This window comes from Enterobacter sp. RHBSTW-00975 (genome assembly GCF_013615235.1).
Taxonomy (GTDB): Bacteria; Pseudomonadota; Gammaproteobacteria; order Enterobacterales; family Enterobacteriaceae; genus Enterobacter; species Enterobacter ludwigii.
Genome location: NZ_CP055883.1, coordinates 2682010 through 2697133, shown reverse-complemented (window position 1 = coordinate 2697133; position 15124 = coordinate 2682010). Strand labels below are relative to the sequence as shown.

The 15124-nt window shown below is 56.2% G+C and carries 11 protein-coding genes; 9 read left to right on the top strand and 2 right to left on the bottom strand.

Annotated elements, in window-relative coordinates:
- Positions 1-107 precede the first annotated feature (107 nt).
- Both HV340_RS12910 and HV340_RS12905 read left to right on the top strand, forming a co-directional pair.
- Positions 108-1079 carry a fatty acid desaturase gene (locus tag HV340_RS12910; RefSeq protein WP_181216016.1) on the top strand — a complete coding sequence of 324 codons (972 nt, stop codon included), beginning with the start codon at positions 108-110 and terminating at the stop codon, positions 1077-1079.
- A complete protein-coding gene (locus HV340_RS12905) occupies positions 1072-1824 on the top strand; it encodes a PhnD/SsuA/transferrin family substrate-binding protein (protein WP_181216015.1) in 753 nt (250 codons plus the stop codon). The genes HV340_RS12910 and HV340_RS12905 overlap by 8 nt, the downstream gene beginning before the upstream one ends.
- A gap of 12 nt (positions 1825-1836) precedes the next feature.
- Here HV340_RS12905 and HV340_RS12900 read toward each other — a convergent pair whose 3' ends face one another.
- Both HV340_RS12900 and HV340_RS12895 read right to left on the bottom strand, forming a co-directional pair.
- Entirely contained in the window at positions 1837-2739 is a 903-nt protein-coding gene (locus HV340_RS12900) for a LysR family transcriptional regulator (RefSeq protein WP_020883452.1), read from the bottom strand.
- 23 nt (positions 2740-2762) lie between these two features.
- Positions 2763-5051 (bottom strand): FdhF/YdeP family oxidoreductase, encoded by a 2289-nt coding sequence (locus HV340_RS12895; RefSeq protein ID WP_181216014.1) that lies wholly within the window; start codon positions 5049-5051, stop codon positions 2763-2765.
- Positions 5052-6053: 1002 nt separating this feature from the next.
- Here HV340_RS12895 and HV340_RS12890 point away from each other — a divergent pair.
- From HV340_RS12890 to tssA, 7 genes are read left to right on the top strand one after another with little or no spacing between them, the layout of a single operon-like run.
- Positions 6054-6548: a hypothetical protein gene (locus HV340_RS12890; protein WP_014170557.1), complete on the top strand. Its 495-nt coding sequence runs from the start codon at positions 6054-6056 to the stop codon at positions 6546-6548.
- Between the two features lie 23 nt (positions 6549-6571).
- Positions 6572-7075 carry a type VI secretion system lipoprotein TssJ gene (gene tssJ, locus HV340_RS12885; protein ID WP_014170556.1) on the top strand — a complete coding sequence of 168 codons (504 nt, stop codon included), beginning with the start codon at positions 6572-6574 and terminating at the stop codon, positions 7073-7075.
- Between the two features lie 28 nt (positions 7076-7103).
- Positions 7104-8447 (top strand): type VI secretion system baseplate subunit TssK, encoded by a 1344-nt coding sequence (tssK, locus tag HV340_RS12880; RefSeq protein WP_020883454.1) that lies wholly within the window; start codon positions 7104-7106, stop codon positions 8445-8447.
- 17 nt (positions 8448-8464) lie between these two features.
- Positions 8465-9703, top strand: a complete 1239-nt coding sequence (locus HV340_RS12875; protein WP_014170554.1) for a DotU family type VI secretion system protein — start codon at positions 8465-8467, stop codon at positions 9701-9703.
- A gap of 2 nt (positions 9704-9705) precedes the next feature.
- The gene (tssM, locus tag HV340_RS12870; protein WP_181216013.1) at positions 9706-13326 is read left to right on the top strand and encodes a type VI secretion system membrane subunit TssM; all 3621 of its coding nucleotides are present in this window, start codon (positions 9706-9708) and stop codon (positions 13324-13326) included.
- A 16-nt stretch (positions 13327-13342) separates the two neighbouring features.
- A complete protein-coding gene (gene tagF / locus HV340_RS12865) occupies positions 13343-14059 on the top strand; it encodes a type VI secretion system-associated protein TagF (RefSeq protein ID WP_020883457.1) in 717 nt (238 codons plus the stop codon).
- An 11-nt stretch (positions 14060-14070) separates the two neighbouring features.
- Positions 14071-15087, top strand: a complete 1017-nt coding sequence (gene tssA / locus HV340_RS12860) for a type VI secretion system protein TssA (RefSeq protein ID WP_020883458.1) — start codon at positions 14071-14073, stop codon at positions 15085-15087.
- The last annotated feature ends 37 nt before the right edge of the window (positions 15088-15124 follow it).

Below are 15124 nucleotides of genomic sequence, written 5' to 3'. Positions count from 1 at the left end.
GCGCTGCCCGCGTTTCTGGCAAAGCAAAGCGATATAAGTTCTTTGTTATTTCAGGCGTTTTCCCCGATCGTCAGGGCATTCTCTCTGGCGAAACGGCGTCTGAAGGCATGGGTAAACGAAGCTCCCTCTATTTACATCCGCAACAACGCGATCAAATTCATCACCTCGCCTCGGGGTTTTTGTGGCGAAGCGAACTGCCCACGTGGATCGTTATCATCACCCTTTACAGTGGCTGGTTTGCCACGCTGGCGTACTGGAAAACGCTGGGATTGCTGCCCGCCACGCTGCTGCTCATCGGATTTACCACCTGGTATATGTCACTCCAGCATGAACTGATCCACGGCCATCCCACGCGCTTTGCCTGGCTTAACGCGCTGTTTGGCACGCTTCCGCTGGCGGTGTGGTATCCGTATGATCTGTACCGAGACTCTCATCTTGCCCATCATCGCCACGATAGCCTGACGATCCCGGTGGATGACCCGGAGTCGTACTATTTTACCGAGGAGAGCTGGGCACGCTTTTCGCCCTGGCACAAGCGCGTGATCCATGCACGGAATACCTTCTGCGGCCGGCTGTTGCTGGCACCGCTGCTGGATATCCTGCAGACGCTGGCCAGCGCCGTGACGGCGTTTCGCCATCTTCACCTGCGCGCAATGGCAATGTGGCTCGTCCACGCGTCGTTGCTGGCAGCGCTGTTTGCCTGGATGATGCACAACGGTTTCTCGCCCGTCTGGTTTGTGCTGGCGGTAAGTTATCCGGCGCTGGCGCTGACTAAAGTGCGCTCCTTTTATGAACATCGCGCGGCGGATGATCCGCTGGCGCGTTCTGTCATCAACGAAGCAGGGCTGTTCTGGCGGGTGCTGTTTTTAAATCTTAACTACCATTCAGTCCATCACGATTTACCGGGTGTTCCGTGGTATGGGCTAAAAAGCGTCTATCTGCAAAACCGGGCGGCGTACCAGCGGCGTAACCACGGTTTTGTGGTCAGGGGTTATAGTGAATGGATGCGACAGTTTTGGGGGCGGGCGGTCAACGTCACCGCTCATCCAGGGCGTCAACACGAGGGAAGTCATGAGTAACCCGCTGGCGTTTCCGATGTATGCCATCAATCGCGCCGACACGGATGCCCTCTGGCGAGCGGTACAGCACCTGCTTGCCGAACGCGGCGTGCCGGTGAGCGAAGGCGTACCCGATGATTCTCTGCTGGCCCACTGGCAGCAGCCCGGGCTTGTCCTCAGCCAGACCTGCGGCTACCCGCTGATGACGCAATTGCCGGACGTACAGGTCGTGGGCTGTTTTCACTACCAGGCGCCGGGCTGCGAAGCGTTTTATTACCGTAGCCTTCTGGTGACGCGCGCCCAGAAGCGCTCCCGGACACTGGCTGATTTTCGCGGCCGATGGGCGGTATGCAATTCTGCGGATTCGCAGTCCGGTTATCACGCGCTGCGAAAAAAAGTGGCGCCACTTGCACCCGATGGCCATTATTTTGCCCGGACGACCTTTAGCGGCAGCCATCGCCAGTCGCTAATTGATCTAAAAGAGGGTAAGGGCGATATCGCCGCTATCGACTGCGTGACGTACGCGCTACTGCAGCGTCATGAACCGGCGTTGCTCGACGGGCTGGTGGCGATCGACAGTACTCCCCTGACACCCGGGTTACCGCTGATTACCGCGCACAACACATCCCCTGAAACGCTTAACGCTCTCCGTGATGCGCTGAACACGCTGGTGAATGCCCCGCAATACCGGGACGTTTGCAAGGCGGTGCTGATCTGCGGGTTCAGTGTGGTGACGCGTCAGTCTTATTCGGTGTTGCTCGACTGACGCGTTATCACCTCACTCAATGCCGTTGTTCTCTGCAAGATAAAGCGCCTGCGCGTCGGTGAAACAGCGCAGTGCCAGTGAGGAGACGGGGGCCTGTCGCCGCATGATCAGGCCGATCGGGGCTTCGATGTTCGAGTCGGTTATGGGGGTTATCCGGAAGTGGCTGTTCAGGTTCTCCAGCCCGTTGTTCAGCGGCATCACGGCACAGCACACGCCGCTTTGTACCGCCTGAATGATCTGGAACGTGGAATCGCTTTCAAAGACAGACTCGGGATTAATGCCGGCAGATTTAAAGCTCACCTCCATATGCTCGCGATAATGCATCCCCTTGGTCAGAAACCCCAGCGGAAATGCCATCAGTTCCTGCCAGGTCAGCGTCTCCTGATCCAGCTGGAAGTGGCGGATATCGTGCAGCAATCCCATTTCGGTTTTTGGCAGCTGGATAATGTCAAACGGACGGGTGTCGATACTGTTCAGGTAGCAAATCCCCAGTTCAAGCTGATTCCGGCTGACGCCGTCGGCAATTTGTTGCGAGGACATTGAGTAGAGGCTGTAGGTCAGCTCCGGGTATTTTTGCGTCAGCTGGCGGATAAAGATCATCGGATCCACGCTGGCCAGTGGCACCATTCCCAGACGCAATTCACCCACCACTTGCCCTTTGCACAGCGAGGCTTCGGCCTGCAGGCCGTCGTGAGCGGCCAGTACCGCGCGCGCCCATGCCAGAATGCGTTCGCCTTCGGGCGTAAAGCCTTCAAAACGTTGCCCGCGAGTAATCAGCACCAGCCCCAGCTCCTCTTCCAGGCTGCGAATACGCATGGAGAGGGTCGGCTGGGTGATGTTGCACTGCGAGGCTGCTTTACCAAAATGCCGGGTCTGATCGAGTGCGATTAAGTACTTTAACTGTTTTATATCCATCGTATTTCTCTGCGCGGAAAGCCTTACAGCACGCGGATCTCTTTCGAACGCAGGATGAGGCGGACCGGAACCGATTTATAAGACGGCGTACCGCTGTCCTTATCCAGATAATCAAGCGGAACCAGTACGTTGGCCTCCGGGTAGTAAGCTCCGACGGAACCCGGCGCAATGCTGTAGGCCACAACGGTAATGTCTTCCAGACGCTGAACGCTCCCCGGCAGGGCGGTTTCGATATCCACGCGATCGCCATGCTCCAGGCCTGACTGCGCCATATCGTCTTCATTCATAAACAGCACATCGCGACGGCCAAAGACGCCGCGGTAGCGGTCATCAAGGGCGTAAATGGTGGTGTTGTACTGGTCGTGGCTGCGCAGCGTGATCAGGCGCAGCACATTATCGCCTTCACCACTGGCGTTCTCATTGACGCCGTCGAAAACCGAAAACATCGCTTTGCCCGTCGCCGTTGGCCAGATACGTTCTGTGGGCGGCAGCGGCATGCGAAAACCACCAGGAATGCGGATCCGTTCATTGTAATTCTCGAAGCCCGGAATGGTCTGCTCAATCAGGTTGCGGATACGGTCATAATCCTCAACCAGCGTCATCCAGTCTACGCGGGTCTCCCGAAGGGTGGCTTGCGCCATTCCGGCGACAATGGCCGGCTCAGCGCGCAGGCGCGGAGAGGCGGGTTTCAGCTTACCGGAAGAGGCATGCACCATCGACATCGAGTCCTCCACGGTAATGGACTGGCGTCCGGTGGCCTGGACATCCAGCTCGGTACGACCGAGGCACGGCAAAATAAAGGTCTCTTTCCCCACCAGCAAATGGGTGCGGTTGAGCTTGGTACCGATGTGAACGCTCAAATCCAGCGTATTCATTGCCGGAAAACCGTTCTCGTGATCGGGCATCGCCACCGCAAAATTTCCCCCCAGACAGATCAGCGCTTTTGCACGTCCGTCGATCATGGCCTGCGTTGCCTGCACCGCATCATGGCCGTGGTGAGCAGGGGGCTCAAAACCGAATACCTCCTTCAGGCGGTTGAGAAATGCCGGTGTCGGTTTCTCGCTTATACCCACGGTGCGGTTACCCTGAACGTTCGAGTGGCCGCGCAGTGGGCATATCCCCGCGCCGGGTTTGCCAATGTTACCGCGCAGCAGCAGCAGATCAGCGATCAGGCGGACATTCGCGGTGCCTTTATTATGCTGGGTGATGCCCATCCCGTAGGTGATGATGGTGGCATTCGATTTTGCGTAGGCCTCGGCCACGGATTTGAGCGCTGCCCGGCTCAACCCGGATTCACGCTCAATGGCCTCCCAGTCGGTTTGCGCAATATCCGCAGTAAACGCCTCAACGCCCTGGGTGTGTTCAGCAATAAAGGCGCGATCGAGCACGTTTCCGCGTTCGCTCTCCATCTCCAGCAGGTGTTTTGCGATCCCTTTTAACGCAGCGGCATCGCCCCCGGCTTTCACCTGGAAATAGGTGGAGGCGATATCGGTAGAGCTGTAGGTTGCCATCTCAATAACGCTTTGCGGATCCGCGAAACGTTCCAGCGCGCGCTCGCGCAGGGGATTAAAGACGATAATCGGTACGTTGCGGCGAGCCAGCTCATGCAGCGTGCCCATCATCCGCGGATGGTTGGTCCCAGGGTTATGACCAATGGAGATAACCAGCTCCGTTTTATCGAAGTCATCAAGTGAGACGGTCCCTTTCCCGATACCAATGGAACGGGGTAAACCGACGCTGGTGGCTTCATGGCACATATTCGAGCAGTCGGGGAAGTTATTGGTACCGTACTCGCGGGCGAACAGCTGGAACAGATACGCTGCTTCGTTCGAGGCTCTGCCGGAGGTATAAAATTCGACCTGGTCAGGCTCAAGACCGCGCAGCACCTCACCGATACGCTGGAAAGCGTCGTTCCATTCCACTGGCTGGAAGGTATCACTTGCCCGGTCATAGCGCAGGGGATGGGTGAGACGACCGTAACCTTCCAGCTCAAAATCAGATTTAGCCAGCAGCGAGGACACGCTGTTTTTGGCGAGAAAATCCGTGGTGACGCGTTTATTGGTGGCTTCCCAGGTGACGGCTTTCGCCCCGTTCTCACAGAACTGGAACGTGGATTTGTGTTCTTTATCGGGCCACGCACAGCCAGGGCAGTCAAAACCGTCAGGCTGGTTTGTGCGCAGCAGAGTTGCGGGGGCATCCAGCGTATCCATTTGGGTACGTACCGCAATGGCCGTCGCCTTTAACGCCCCCCAGCCACCGGCTGGGCCGTCATAGTGCCTGATACCGGGAACTGAGCGTCTTTTCTTATTCATACCAACTCCTGACTTGTGCGGTCATGACATCACCTGCGTCTATAAACCACCGGGTTTGCCAATAAGCGAAAACAATGATGGCGTCTGTTACCAGAGGCTAGAGCAAAGTTAAATGCATTGAATTGAATGGCTATATTTTACAGTGACTTACAAGCTAATCGGCGTAAACATTTAAAGAAATTATAACGAAATTTTATCATTTTTATAATAAATCTTATCTATCACCTGTTCACTCTGCGCTATGGCGAAAGCGAAGCGATGATGAAGTCAGCGTTAAATTTCAGATGAAGGTGGCTGAAGGGCAGGGCGACGAAGACCCCTGCAGGCAGGAGGAATCGGTGCAAATTAATCGTCGCTTTAACCAGGAATATGTAGCTGTGCTTAATTGTTAATATCGGAAAATTACCAGATTAAATCCGAAAGGGAGATTAAAAGACAAACTTATTTTGAGGTGTAAAATTAACTTTTCTCAGTTTCCCTGAAACAATTTCATATATTGAGACAGGTCTGGCTGAAATTGAAAGTTACCTCGATAATGCAACAAATAATTCATATTGGATATATTTTCTTTGCCCCCCATAAAGCCAGATTCTACTAATTATGGTAGTAGCAGTGATAGGGTTATTGCGTTAATGAAAGTGATTCTCTTTTGTGGAATTTCATTTTAAATCAGATGGATATGTGATTTTGGCTTGAGGGGAATAGACGATTTTAGCTAAATCGTATTTTTTTCTCAGATTAATCCTATAATGTCTCGAGTGCTTCATTAACCATCAGTTATGAAGCGGTAAATATTGAATTGGTGGCAAGCTCATGTAAACTTGCTTACCGTTTGTCAAAATATGTCAGGAAGACGCTGGGCCTTATTCTGAAGGGCTCGTGCGGTAGCTATGCCCTTAAATAGTAACGCCCCGAAAATATACTGACTATTTTAACAATAGCACCTAAGTCAAACTTCATCCCCTTTATCTCCATCATCGAAATATCGCTACGGAAAAGCATATGAAAATGCGCGTACTGTTTTCACTTCTGTTTGTAATGGCGGTGGCGGGCTGTAAAGCGCCGCAGAAACCTGTGATCAACGACGACACGATCGTGACCAGCCAGGTCAATGGCGTCACGTTAACCCACCGTCATGCTGTTTTACCTCCAGCAGAGTTTACTCAGCTCAATGAGCCGTATCGTGCCATGTATCCGGCCTCGCTGATGAGCCGTCCTGACTTCGGCGGAAAGGTTATCCGTACCCTGGAAACCGGTAAAACGTATGTGGTCCTGGGTCAGGTTGAGCACTACTGGATGGCGCTTGCCGATGAGGGAAATGATCAGCTGATTGGCTACGTCCCGATGCGTGCAGTGATCAAAGCCGATCAGTACGAAGCGACCGTCCGTAAGCAGGCCCAGCGTGCGAAAGTGCGTAAGAAGGCAACCTGTGTTGATGTGGACGGTAACAGCAAAGCCTGCAAAGACAGCGCTAACGGTACCTGGATCCTGAACTAAACCGCATCCCTGAGCGTATTTTTATGAATAATAAAAATTTTCATTGGTTGTGGTCCGTCTTTTACGCGGCGATTTTCGCCCTTGTCAGTGGTTGTACGTCGTCTTCACACAGCGACCCTTCCCGCTACAATCTGCAGTTTCAGGCTCATCCACAAATCAATGAATCTGCGCCGCTAAAAGTCAGAGTGCTGTTGCTGAAATCCGATGCGGATTTCATGTCCAGCGACTTCTATTCCCTGCAGAACAACGCGTCAGCCACGCTTGGCGCGAATCTGCTGAACAGCGATGTTTTCTTCCTGATGCCGGGTCAGCTCTCGAAAACCCTGAGTGGACAGAGCTCTCCCGACGCCCGCTACATTGGTGTGATGGCGGAATATCAGATGCTGGATGGCAAAAAATGGCGCGTTTCACTCCCTCTGCCTGTGCCAGGCGAAAACCATATCTACCAGTTCTGGAAATGGTCAGCGGATGAACTCCAGGCCAACGTTTTTCTCGACGTGAATGGCATCCGGGTCATCAGCCAGTAACGCGCTTCATAACAGGAATTACATCATCATGACGAAAGCAGAAAAGGTCGTCTGGACCGAAGGCATGTTCCTGCGCCCACACCATTTTCAGCGGACTGAAAGCTATCTGCTCAACCACGTTCGTGAATGGGGTGCGCTGCAGCGTTCATACCTTTGGGGCTTTCTCGACGTTGAGCTGGACGAAGCGATGCTGCGCCAGGGATGCATTGCCCTGAGCTACTGCAGCGGACTGCTGCCTGACGGAACCTTTTTCCAGGTGCGCAACGGCCGCAATGGTCCGGTGCCGCTGAAAATCCCTGACAATCTCACCAATGAAAAGGTGGTGCTCGCACTGCCGGTTCGCCGTGGAGAGAGAGAAGAGGTGATCTTCAGTGAAGAGCCGGCCTCGCTGGCGCGCTTCATCGCCTTTGAGCAAGAGGTGGAAGACGACAACGCCATGTCGGTAGGCGATGCCACCGTGCAGTTTGGCCGTCTGCGTCTGACCCTGATGCTGGAAAAAGATGTAACGGCAGAGTGGACCGCTATCGGCGTGGCGTTTGTGACCGAGAAACGCAACGATAACCACGTGCGTCTCGATAGCAGCTACATTCCGCCGATGCTGAATGCCAATAACAGCCCGCAGATCTACAGCATGATTAACGATCTGCACGGCTTACTGGTGCAGCGCAGCCAGCAAATTGGCGGTCGTCTGCGCCAGCCTGGCCGCTTTAATACCTCGGAACTGATTGAATTCACGCTGCTCTCACTGGTGAACCGTCATCTGGGCGAGGTTTCGCATTTAAAAACGCTTCCGCTGCTGCATCCGGAAACACTCTGGCGCAGCTGGCTGCCGTTTGCGACCGAGCTCGCTACCTGGGCGTCTCAGCGTACCGCTGAAAGCGTGCTGCCGATTTACGATCACGACGACCTCGCGGGTTGCTTCAGCAAACTGATGATGCTGCTGCGTCAGGGGCTGTCTCTGGTGATGGAAGACCATGCCATTCAGCTGCCGCTTAACGAGCGTTCCCACGGTCTGAACATCGCGACCGTGCCGGAAACCAGCATGGTGCGTGAGTTCGGTTTCGTGCTGGCGGTCAAAGCCAACGTGCCGGGCGAACACCTGCAAACCCATTTCCCTGCCCAGATGAAAGTGGCGCCGGTCTCGAAAATTCGCGATCTGGTTCAGCTGCAACTGCCTGGCATTATGCTGCGCGCCATGCCGGTCGCACCGCCGCAGATCCCCTGGCATGCAGGCTACAGCTACTTCGAGCTGGAGAAGGGGAGCGAGCTGTGGCACGAGATGGATAAGTCCGGCGCTTTCGCCCTGCATCTCGCAGGCGAGTTCCCGGGACTTGATATGGAGTTTTGGGCCATCCGTAGCCCGACTGAATAATAAAGCGAGCGCTTAATATGCAGGAACGACAGGATACCGGCAGTGATGCCGCGTTTACCGGAGCCAGTAGCAACAATCAGCTGGTGGCGGCCGCCAATCCGCTGCTCAATGCGATTCCGCAAATCCGTCATTCGGTATCACATGACGATCAGGTGGCGTTGCGCCAGCGCCTGATCGATGAGATCCGCCGGTTCGAAGTGCGCTGTCAGCAGGCCGGTCTGGCCTATGAGGTGATCGTCGGGGCACGTTACTGCCTCTGTACGGCACTTGATGAGGCCGCCGCGCTTACCCCCTGGGGCAGTAGCGGCGTCTGGTCCAGCAATGGTCTGCTGGTGACGTTTCATAATGAAACCTGGGGCGGCGAAAAGTTCTTCCAGCTGCTGGCGCGTCTGTCGCAAAACCCGCGCGAACATATTCTGCTGCTGGAGATGATCAACTACTGCCTGCTGCTCGGCTTCGAGGGGCGCTATCGGGTGCTGGATAATGGCCGCACCCAGCTTGAAACCATCAAACAACGGCTGTGGCAGATGATTCGTGGCGTGCGTGGCAGTTACCCGCCACAGCTCTCTCCGCATCCGGAAGATCGTCCGGTACTGCGCAAGCTATGGCGACCCATGGTACCTCTGTGGGCCTGCGTGGCGCTGGCCGGGTTTATCGCCTGCCTGTTCTATATCGTGCTTAACTGGCGGCTTGGCGATAGCACCAACCCGGTATTAGCAAAAATTTATCAGTCACAGCTTCCCGAAACGACTATCCAGCAACCTGCCCGCCAGCTGCCTGCGGTGCTGAACCTGCGTGGTTTCCTGAAGCCGGAAATTGAAGCCGGTCTGGTTGCGGTAAAAGATGAAGCGGACCGTAGCGTGGTGATCCTGAAAGGGGACGGCCTGTTTGCTTCCGCCTCAACCGTGGTACGCGACCGTTATGAGCCGGTAATAAACCGTATTGCACAGGCCATGAATAACGTCAGCGGTAAAATTCTGGTGGTGGGCTACAGCGACAACGTGCCAATTCGCAGCGCGCGCTTTGCCTCTAACTATGAACTGTCGCTGGAACGTGCCCGGTCAGTTCAGAAAATGCTGCAGGGAAGCCTCTCTCAACCTGAACGTGTGAAAGCGGAAGGCCGCGGCGAGATTAATCCAGTGGCACCTAACAATACGCCGGAAAACCGTGCCCGTAACCGCCGGGTGGAAATTACTCTGCTGGTGTCGCCTGAAAATACCCAGGCTGAGCTGAACGGATTGCCGCAAGGAAACTAAGGATGCTGACTACTCTTCTTTCCATTTTGACCAATCGCATTCTGTGGAGCTTCCTGGGCGTCACTGCGCTTGCGGCGGTTATCTGGATGATTGGCCCATTGTTGTCCATCGTGGACACCCGACCGCTCGAATCTGAACAGAACCGCATCATCAGTATTGCGGTGGTTTATCTGCTCTGGGCGCAGGGCCACATTCTGCCGCGGCTGTACAATGCCTGGCTGAACCGCAAGCTGATGGACAAACTCAATGAGAACACCACCAGCCCGGAAGCAGCGGATCCGCAGAAGCGACTGAACAGCGAGGAGCAGATCCTCGCCAGCCGTTTTGACGAAGCCGCACAGATGCTGAAAAAAGCGCACTTCAGCAAAGCGGGACAGGGTGCCCAGTGGACGCAGCGCTTTAGCACGCAATATTTGTATCAACTGCCGTGGTACGTCATCATCGGCGCGCCGGGCAGCGGTAAAACCACGGCGCTGGTCAACTCCGGGCTGCAATTCCCGCTGGCCGACCGTTTCGGTAAGACCGCGCTGCGCGGGATCGGCGGCACGCGTAACTGCGACTGGTGGTTCACCAACGAGGCCGTACTGCTGGACACCGCGGGTCGCTATACCACCCAGGAGAGCGAACAGGTTCAGGACGCCGGTGAATGGCTTGAGTTTATGGGGTTACTGCGTAAGTATCGCCGTCGCCAGCCGATCAACGGTGTGATTATTACCATCAGCATTTCTGACCTGCTGACGCTCTCGCCTGAAGCGTCACGCCAGCAGGCGGTCAACCTGCGCCAGCGTCTCTCTGAGCTGCATGAGCAGCTGGGTATTCGCTTCCCGGTGTATGTCATGGTGACCAAAGCTGACCTGCTTAAAGGCTTCCGTGCCTGGTTTGCCGATTACGACAAAGCGCAGCGCGACCAGATCTGGGGCTTCACGCTGCCGTGGGAGCAAACTAAACACGCTGATTACGACCTGATGGGTAACTTCCAGCAGGAATTTTCCCTCTTACAGCAGCGCCTGGATGCCGGACTGCCGGAAACCCTGCTGCAGGAGCATGACGTAAAAGCGCGCGCGGAAGCGTATCTCTTCCCGCAGGAGTTTGCCGCACTGCGTCCGCTGCTGGCTGACTACCTGAGCACGGTCTTTGCCCGCTCTAACTTTGAAACCGAATTTTCCCCGCGCGGGATCTATTTCGCCAGTGGTACCCAGGAAGGTATGCCGTTTGACCGGGTGATGGGCGAACTTAACCGTGCGCTCTCCTTGCCGGAAGGTGAAGAGGGAAATCGCTGGGACTCCGTCAGCAAAGAGGCTCCGATTCCGGGGGCGAAAGGGCAGAGCTTCTTCATCAAGAACCTGCTGCAAAACGTCATTTTCCAGGAAGCCGGCATCGCCGGGGAAAACCGCTGGTGGGAACTGCGTAACCGCGCCGTCATTTGGTCCGGCTATGCGGCGCTGCTGGCCCTGCTGGTGATCCTTGGTGGACTGTGGCTGACCAGCTATGCCAGGAACAAGGCTTATCTGGAAGAGGTGGACGCAAAGGTGCCGCTGCTGGATCAGCAGAGTAAGGCGCTGCAGAATCAGCCTCAGCGCGATCTGTTTGACCTTCTGCCCTTGCTGAATGGCCTGGTCGATCTGCCGAAAAGTGACGCGTTTGATGTTAACGATCCGCCTGTCTCACGCCGTATGGGGCTCTATCGTGGGGATGACGTCAGCGATGCATCGCAGTCTCTGTACCAGAAAGCGCTGGACCAGATGCTGCTCCCTGCCGTGGCGATGCACATCACCACCTGGCTGCGCAACGATAACGGCAGCGATGTGGAATACAGCTATGAAGCGCTGAAGGCCTACCAGATGCTCTATCAGCCGAAGCACTATGACGGCAAATTCCTGCACTCCTGGGTAATGCTCAATCTGCAGCGCAACCTGCCGCAGAACGTGACTCAGGCGCAGCTTCAGCAGCTTGAATGGCACCTGACACAGCTGCTTGAGCCGAAAATTCAGGCCTCGCCGTACGCGCAGGATGAATCCCTGGTCGCGCGTGAAAGGGCGCTAATCAACCAGCAGCCACTTTCCACCCGGGTGTATGGTCGTCTGAAGCGTCTGCTGGAGCATGATGAAAACCTGAAACCGGTATCGCTCTCCGACCTGGGCGGTCCGCAGAGCGAGCTGGTGTTTTCACGCAAAAGCGGCAAGCCGGTGAGTGAAGGCGTACCAGGTCTTTATACCCCGGACGGTTACTGGAAAAGCTTCAACGGCCAGATTGACAGTGTCACCACTGCCCTGCATGAAGACGATGCGTGGGTGCTGGGGGCGACCTCAGCCCAGGAAGATAAACAGCAGATCGATAACGCCGTGCGCCAGCTCTACATGCGCGACTTTATCGCCAACTGGGATCGCTTCCTCGCCGACATTCAGCTTAATAACAGCGCCGATCTCTCCCAGCGCATCAATACCGCGCGTCTGCTCTCCGGGGCAAACTCGCCGCTGCGCCGTCTGGTGCTGAACCTGAGCCAGGTCCTGACGCTTTCACGTAATGCGCCAGCCCCGGACGATGCCGGTAAAGCGCAAGCGCAAAGCAACCGTGCCACCCGCACGCTCGAAGCGTTATTCAGTAATAATGACAATGCCCCGACGCAGGCCGCGGTGGTCACTCAGGCACCTGAACAGCTGGTAACCGATCACTATGCTCCAATGATTGAGCTGGCGCAGCCGCTGGAGAAGGGCGGGAAGACCATCGTCTTTGATGATTTTCTCAAGCAGGTCGATGAACTTTACCGCTACCTGACTGCCGTTCAGGACGCGGCCAACAGCGGCATGCCTGCTCCGGGAGGCGAGGCGATTAGCCGTCTGCAGGCCAGTGCCGGTCGTCTGCCGGGCGGTCTGCAAACCATGTTCAGCAATATGGCGGTGGGGGCCAGCAGTGATACCCAGCGTCGCGACCTCGAAAACGTGCGTAAGCGGATTAACGTCGAAGTCGGCGGTTTCTGCCGTCAGGCAATCGCTGGCCGTTACCCGCTGGTGCGCAGCGCCAGTACGGAGGTCACGCCGGACGATCTCGCGCGCATGTTTGCGCCAGGTACCGGGCTGATGGACACCTTCTTTCGTGACAACCTGACCAATAAAGTCGATACCACGCAGGCGAACTGGCGCTTTATGCCGGGCATTGATGGAAAAACGCTGCCGGGAAGTGAAGGGCTCCTGAGACCGTTCCAGCAGGCGCAGTCCATTCGCGATGCTTTCTTTGCTAACGGTGCCACCACGCCATCTTACAAAGTGACGGTGCGCACCGTCAGAATGGATAACACGATCCTTAACCTGACGCTGGATGTTGACGGTCAACTGCTGCGCTACAGCCACGGTCCACAGGCTGTGCAGATCATGAACTGGCCGGGGCCGGGCGGGACCAACCAGGTGCGTATGCAGCTGGGTCTGGCTAACGGCAGCACGGCTACGCTGGTGACTAACGGTTCCTGGGCGCTGAACCGCTTTTTCGATAAAGCGCGTACCAGCCCGGGGGCGGGAAGTCTGAGTCGCCAGGCGACCTTCAACGTAGACGGACATCAGGTTACGCTGGAATTTGCGCCAAACAGTATTCGTAACCCGTTCCAGCTTCCCCGTTTCTCATGCCCATAACCGCAAGGACAGCCGTATGACGAATACCCCTGCGATGAACCGCTACAGCTGGTATGGCAAACTGCCCAGCGCCGGAGATTTTTTGCAGCGTCGCTTTCCTGACACCCTGCAACGCCAGTGGTCACACTGGTTCCAGGTCGGCCTGCTGGCCTGGCAGCAGGAAGAGCAGCGCAGCGGTGAGCGCCCGTTTAACAAAGCGCCGGTCTGGAATTTTGTCGTACCGCCGATGCTGGGCAGCCAGATGATTCAGATGGGCTGCCTGCTGCCGGGACGTGACAGCGTTGGTCGACAATATCCGGTCTGCATTCAGCTCAGCTTTGCCCCCGCGGACTGGTCATCACGTCTGCTCAGTCAGGCTGAAAGCTGGTATCAGCAGATTGGCCGTCTGGGCCTGCATGCGGTACGTAACAGTTTTTCTGCCTCACAGCTCGATGACATGCTGATGTCCATTCCGGCACCGCAGCCCGTCGAGCCGCAAAAGCGCTCAGATATTCTCGATGTGATTGGTTATGACGAAGACGGCCAAAGCACGCTGGGCTGGCCTCAGGCAGCAGAGTGCTTTGACCCGCTTCGCCAGACCAGCTACTGGTGGACCAACCGCTGCGACGGCTACCCGCTCTACACCCATGTTCACAGCGGGAACTTTACCGGGCAGCTCTTTACGCTGCTGTTCGACCCGGCAGGTGGCGCCCGCCCGGGCCGTCACGGTCTCTATCCGCCTATGTTTGAATAAGCAGGGATCTTATGAATATCGAAGAATTTCTCGCGCCAATAAGCCCCGACAAGCCCTGTGGCGAAAACCTGGAGTATGACGCTGATTTCCAGCTGATGAATCAGGCCAGCCAGGGCAAAGCAGAGCAGCAGTTTGGCGACACCATCATTCCGGCAGAACCTGCTGACTGGAATACGGTGGAAAAATTCGCCACCAGCCTGCTGAGCCGCACCAAAGATCTGCGCGTCATGCTGGCGTTAACGCATGCATGGACACGTCGCCGCGGCCTTGCGGGCTACGCCGACGGGCTGTTACTGGTGCAGGAGGCGATCACGCGTTACTGGGAGCCGCTCTATCCGCTGCTGGAAGAGTATGGCGAAACCGACCCGTTTTACCGCATTAACGCCCTGGCCGGGCTGAGTGATAAGTCTGACCTGACCGTCGCCGTGCGTAACGCCTCGCTGCTGCGATCAAATGGCGATGAAATTTCACTTCGCGACGCTCAGGCACTGCTGGATGGCAGTAAAACCGAATGTCCGGATTACCCCGGTGGCCGCCCAAGACTGATTGACGAGCTGGCCCGCGGCGATCAGCCGGGCACATCGGCGGTGATAGTGATTAACGAACGGCTGCTGGCCATTCGTGAGTTGCTCACCGGCCACCTTGGTGAAAGCGGCGTTCCGGAGATGGAACAGCTGCTGAAAACCGTCGGGCTGGTCGCCAGCGCCTGTCAGGTGACCGACATCAGCAAGCTGCTGCCCAACCGGGAGGCACAGGCTGAGCTCAGCGCTGAACCTCAACCGGCGGTCGCACAACCCGTTCAGCAGGTTACAGACTGGCGCAGCGTGCAGGTCACCAGCCGCGCCGATGCACAGCTGATGCTGGAGAAAGCCAAACAGTATTTTGCGCAGTACGAACCGAGCCACCCCGCACCGTTGATGATTGAACGGGTGCAGCGGCTGTCAGAACTTAACTTTATGGACATTATTCGCGACCTGGCGCCAGACGGCGTTAACCAACTGGAAAACATCTTTGGACGCCGCGAATAACGCGTCCTGGCATTATGACGACAGGCATGGAGCCTGC

Excerpts from the sequence above, each read along its gene's own strand:
- HV340_RS12910 (WP_181216016.1), top strand. The coding sequence starts at position 108 with ATGGGTAAACGAAGCTCCCTCTATTTACATCCGCAACAACGCGATCAA.
- HV340_RS12905 (WP_181216015.1), top strand. The coding sequence starts at position 1,072 with ATGAGTAACCCGCTGGCGTTTCCGATGTATGCCATCAATCGCGCCGAC.
- HV340_RS12900 (WP_020883452.1), bottom strand. The coding sequence starts at position 2,739 with ATGGATATAAAACAGTTAAAGTACTTAATCGCACTCGATCAGACCCGG.
- HV340_RS12895 (WP_181216014.1), bottom strand. The coding sequence starts at position 5,051 with ATGAATAAGAAAAGACGCTCAGTTCCCGGTATCAGGCACTATGACGGC.
- HV340_RS12890 (WP_014170557.1), top strand. The coding sequence starts at position 6,054 with ATGAAAATGCGCGTACTGTTTTCACTTCTGTTTGTAATGGCGGTGGCG.
- tssJ (WP_014170556.1), top strand. The coding sequence starts at position 6,572 with ATGAATAATAAAAATTTTCATTGGTTGTGGTCCGTCTTTTACGCGGCG.
- tssK (WP_020883454.1), top strand. The coding sequence starts at position 7,104 with ATGACGAAAGCAGAAAAGGTCGTCTGGACCGAAGGCATGTTCCTGCGC.
- HV340_RS12875 (WP_014170554.1), top strand. The coding sequence starts at position 8,465 with ATGCAGGAACGACAGGATACCGGCAGTGATGCCGCGTTTACCGGAGCC.
- tssM (WP_181216013.1), top strand. The coding sequence starts at position 9,706 with ATGCTGACTACTCTTCTTTCCATTTTGACCAATCGCATTCTGTGGAGC.
- tagF (WP_020883457.1), top strand. The coding sequence starts at position 13,343 with ATGACGAATACCCCTGCGATGAACCGCTACAGCTGGTATGGCAAACTG.
- tssA (WP_020883458.1), top strand. The coding sequence starts at position 14,071 with ATGAATATCGAAGAATTTCTCGCGCCAATAAGCCCCGACAAGCCCTGT.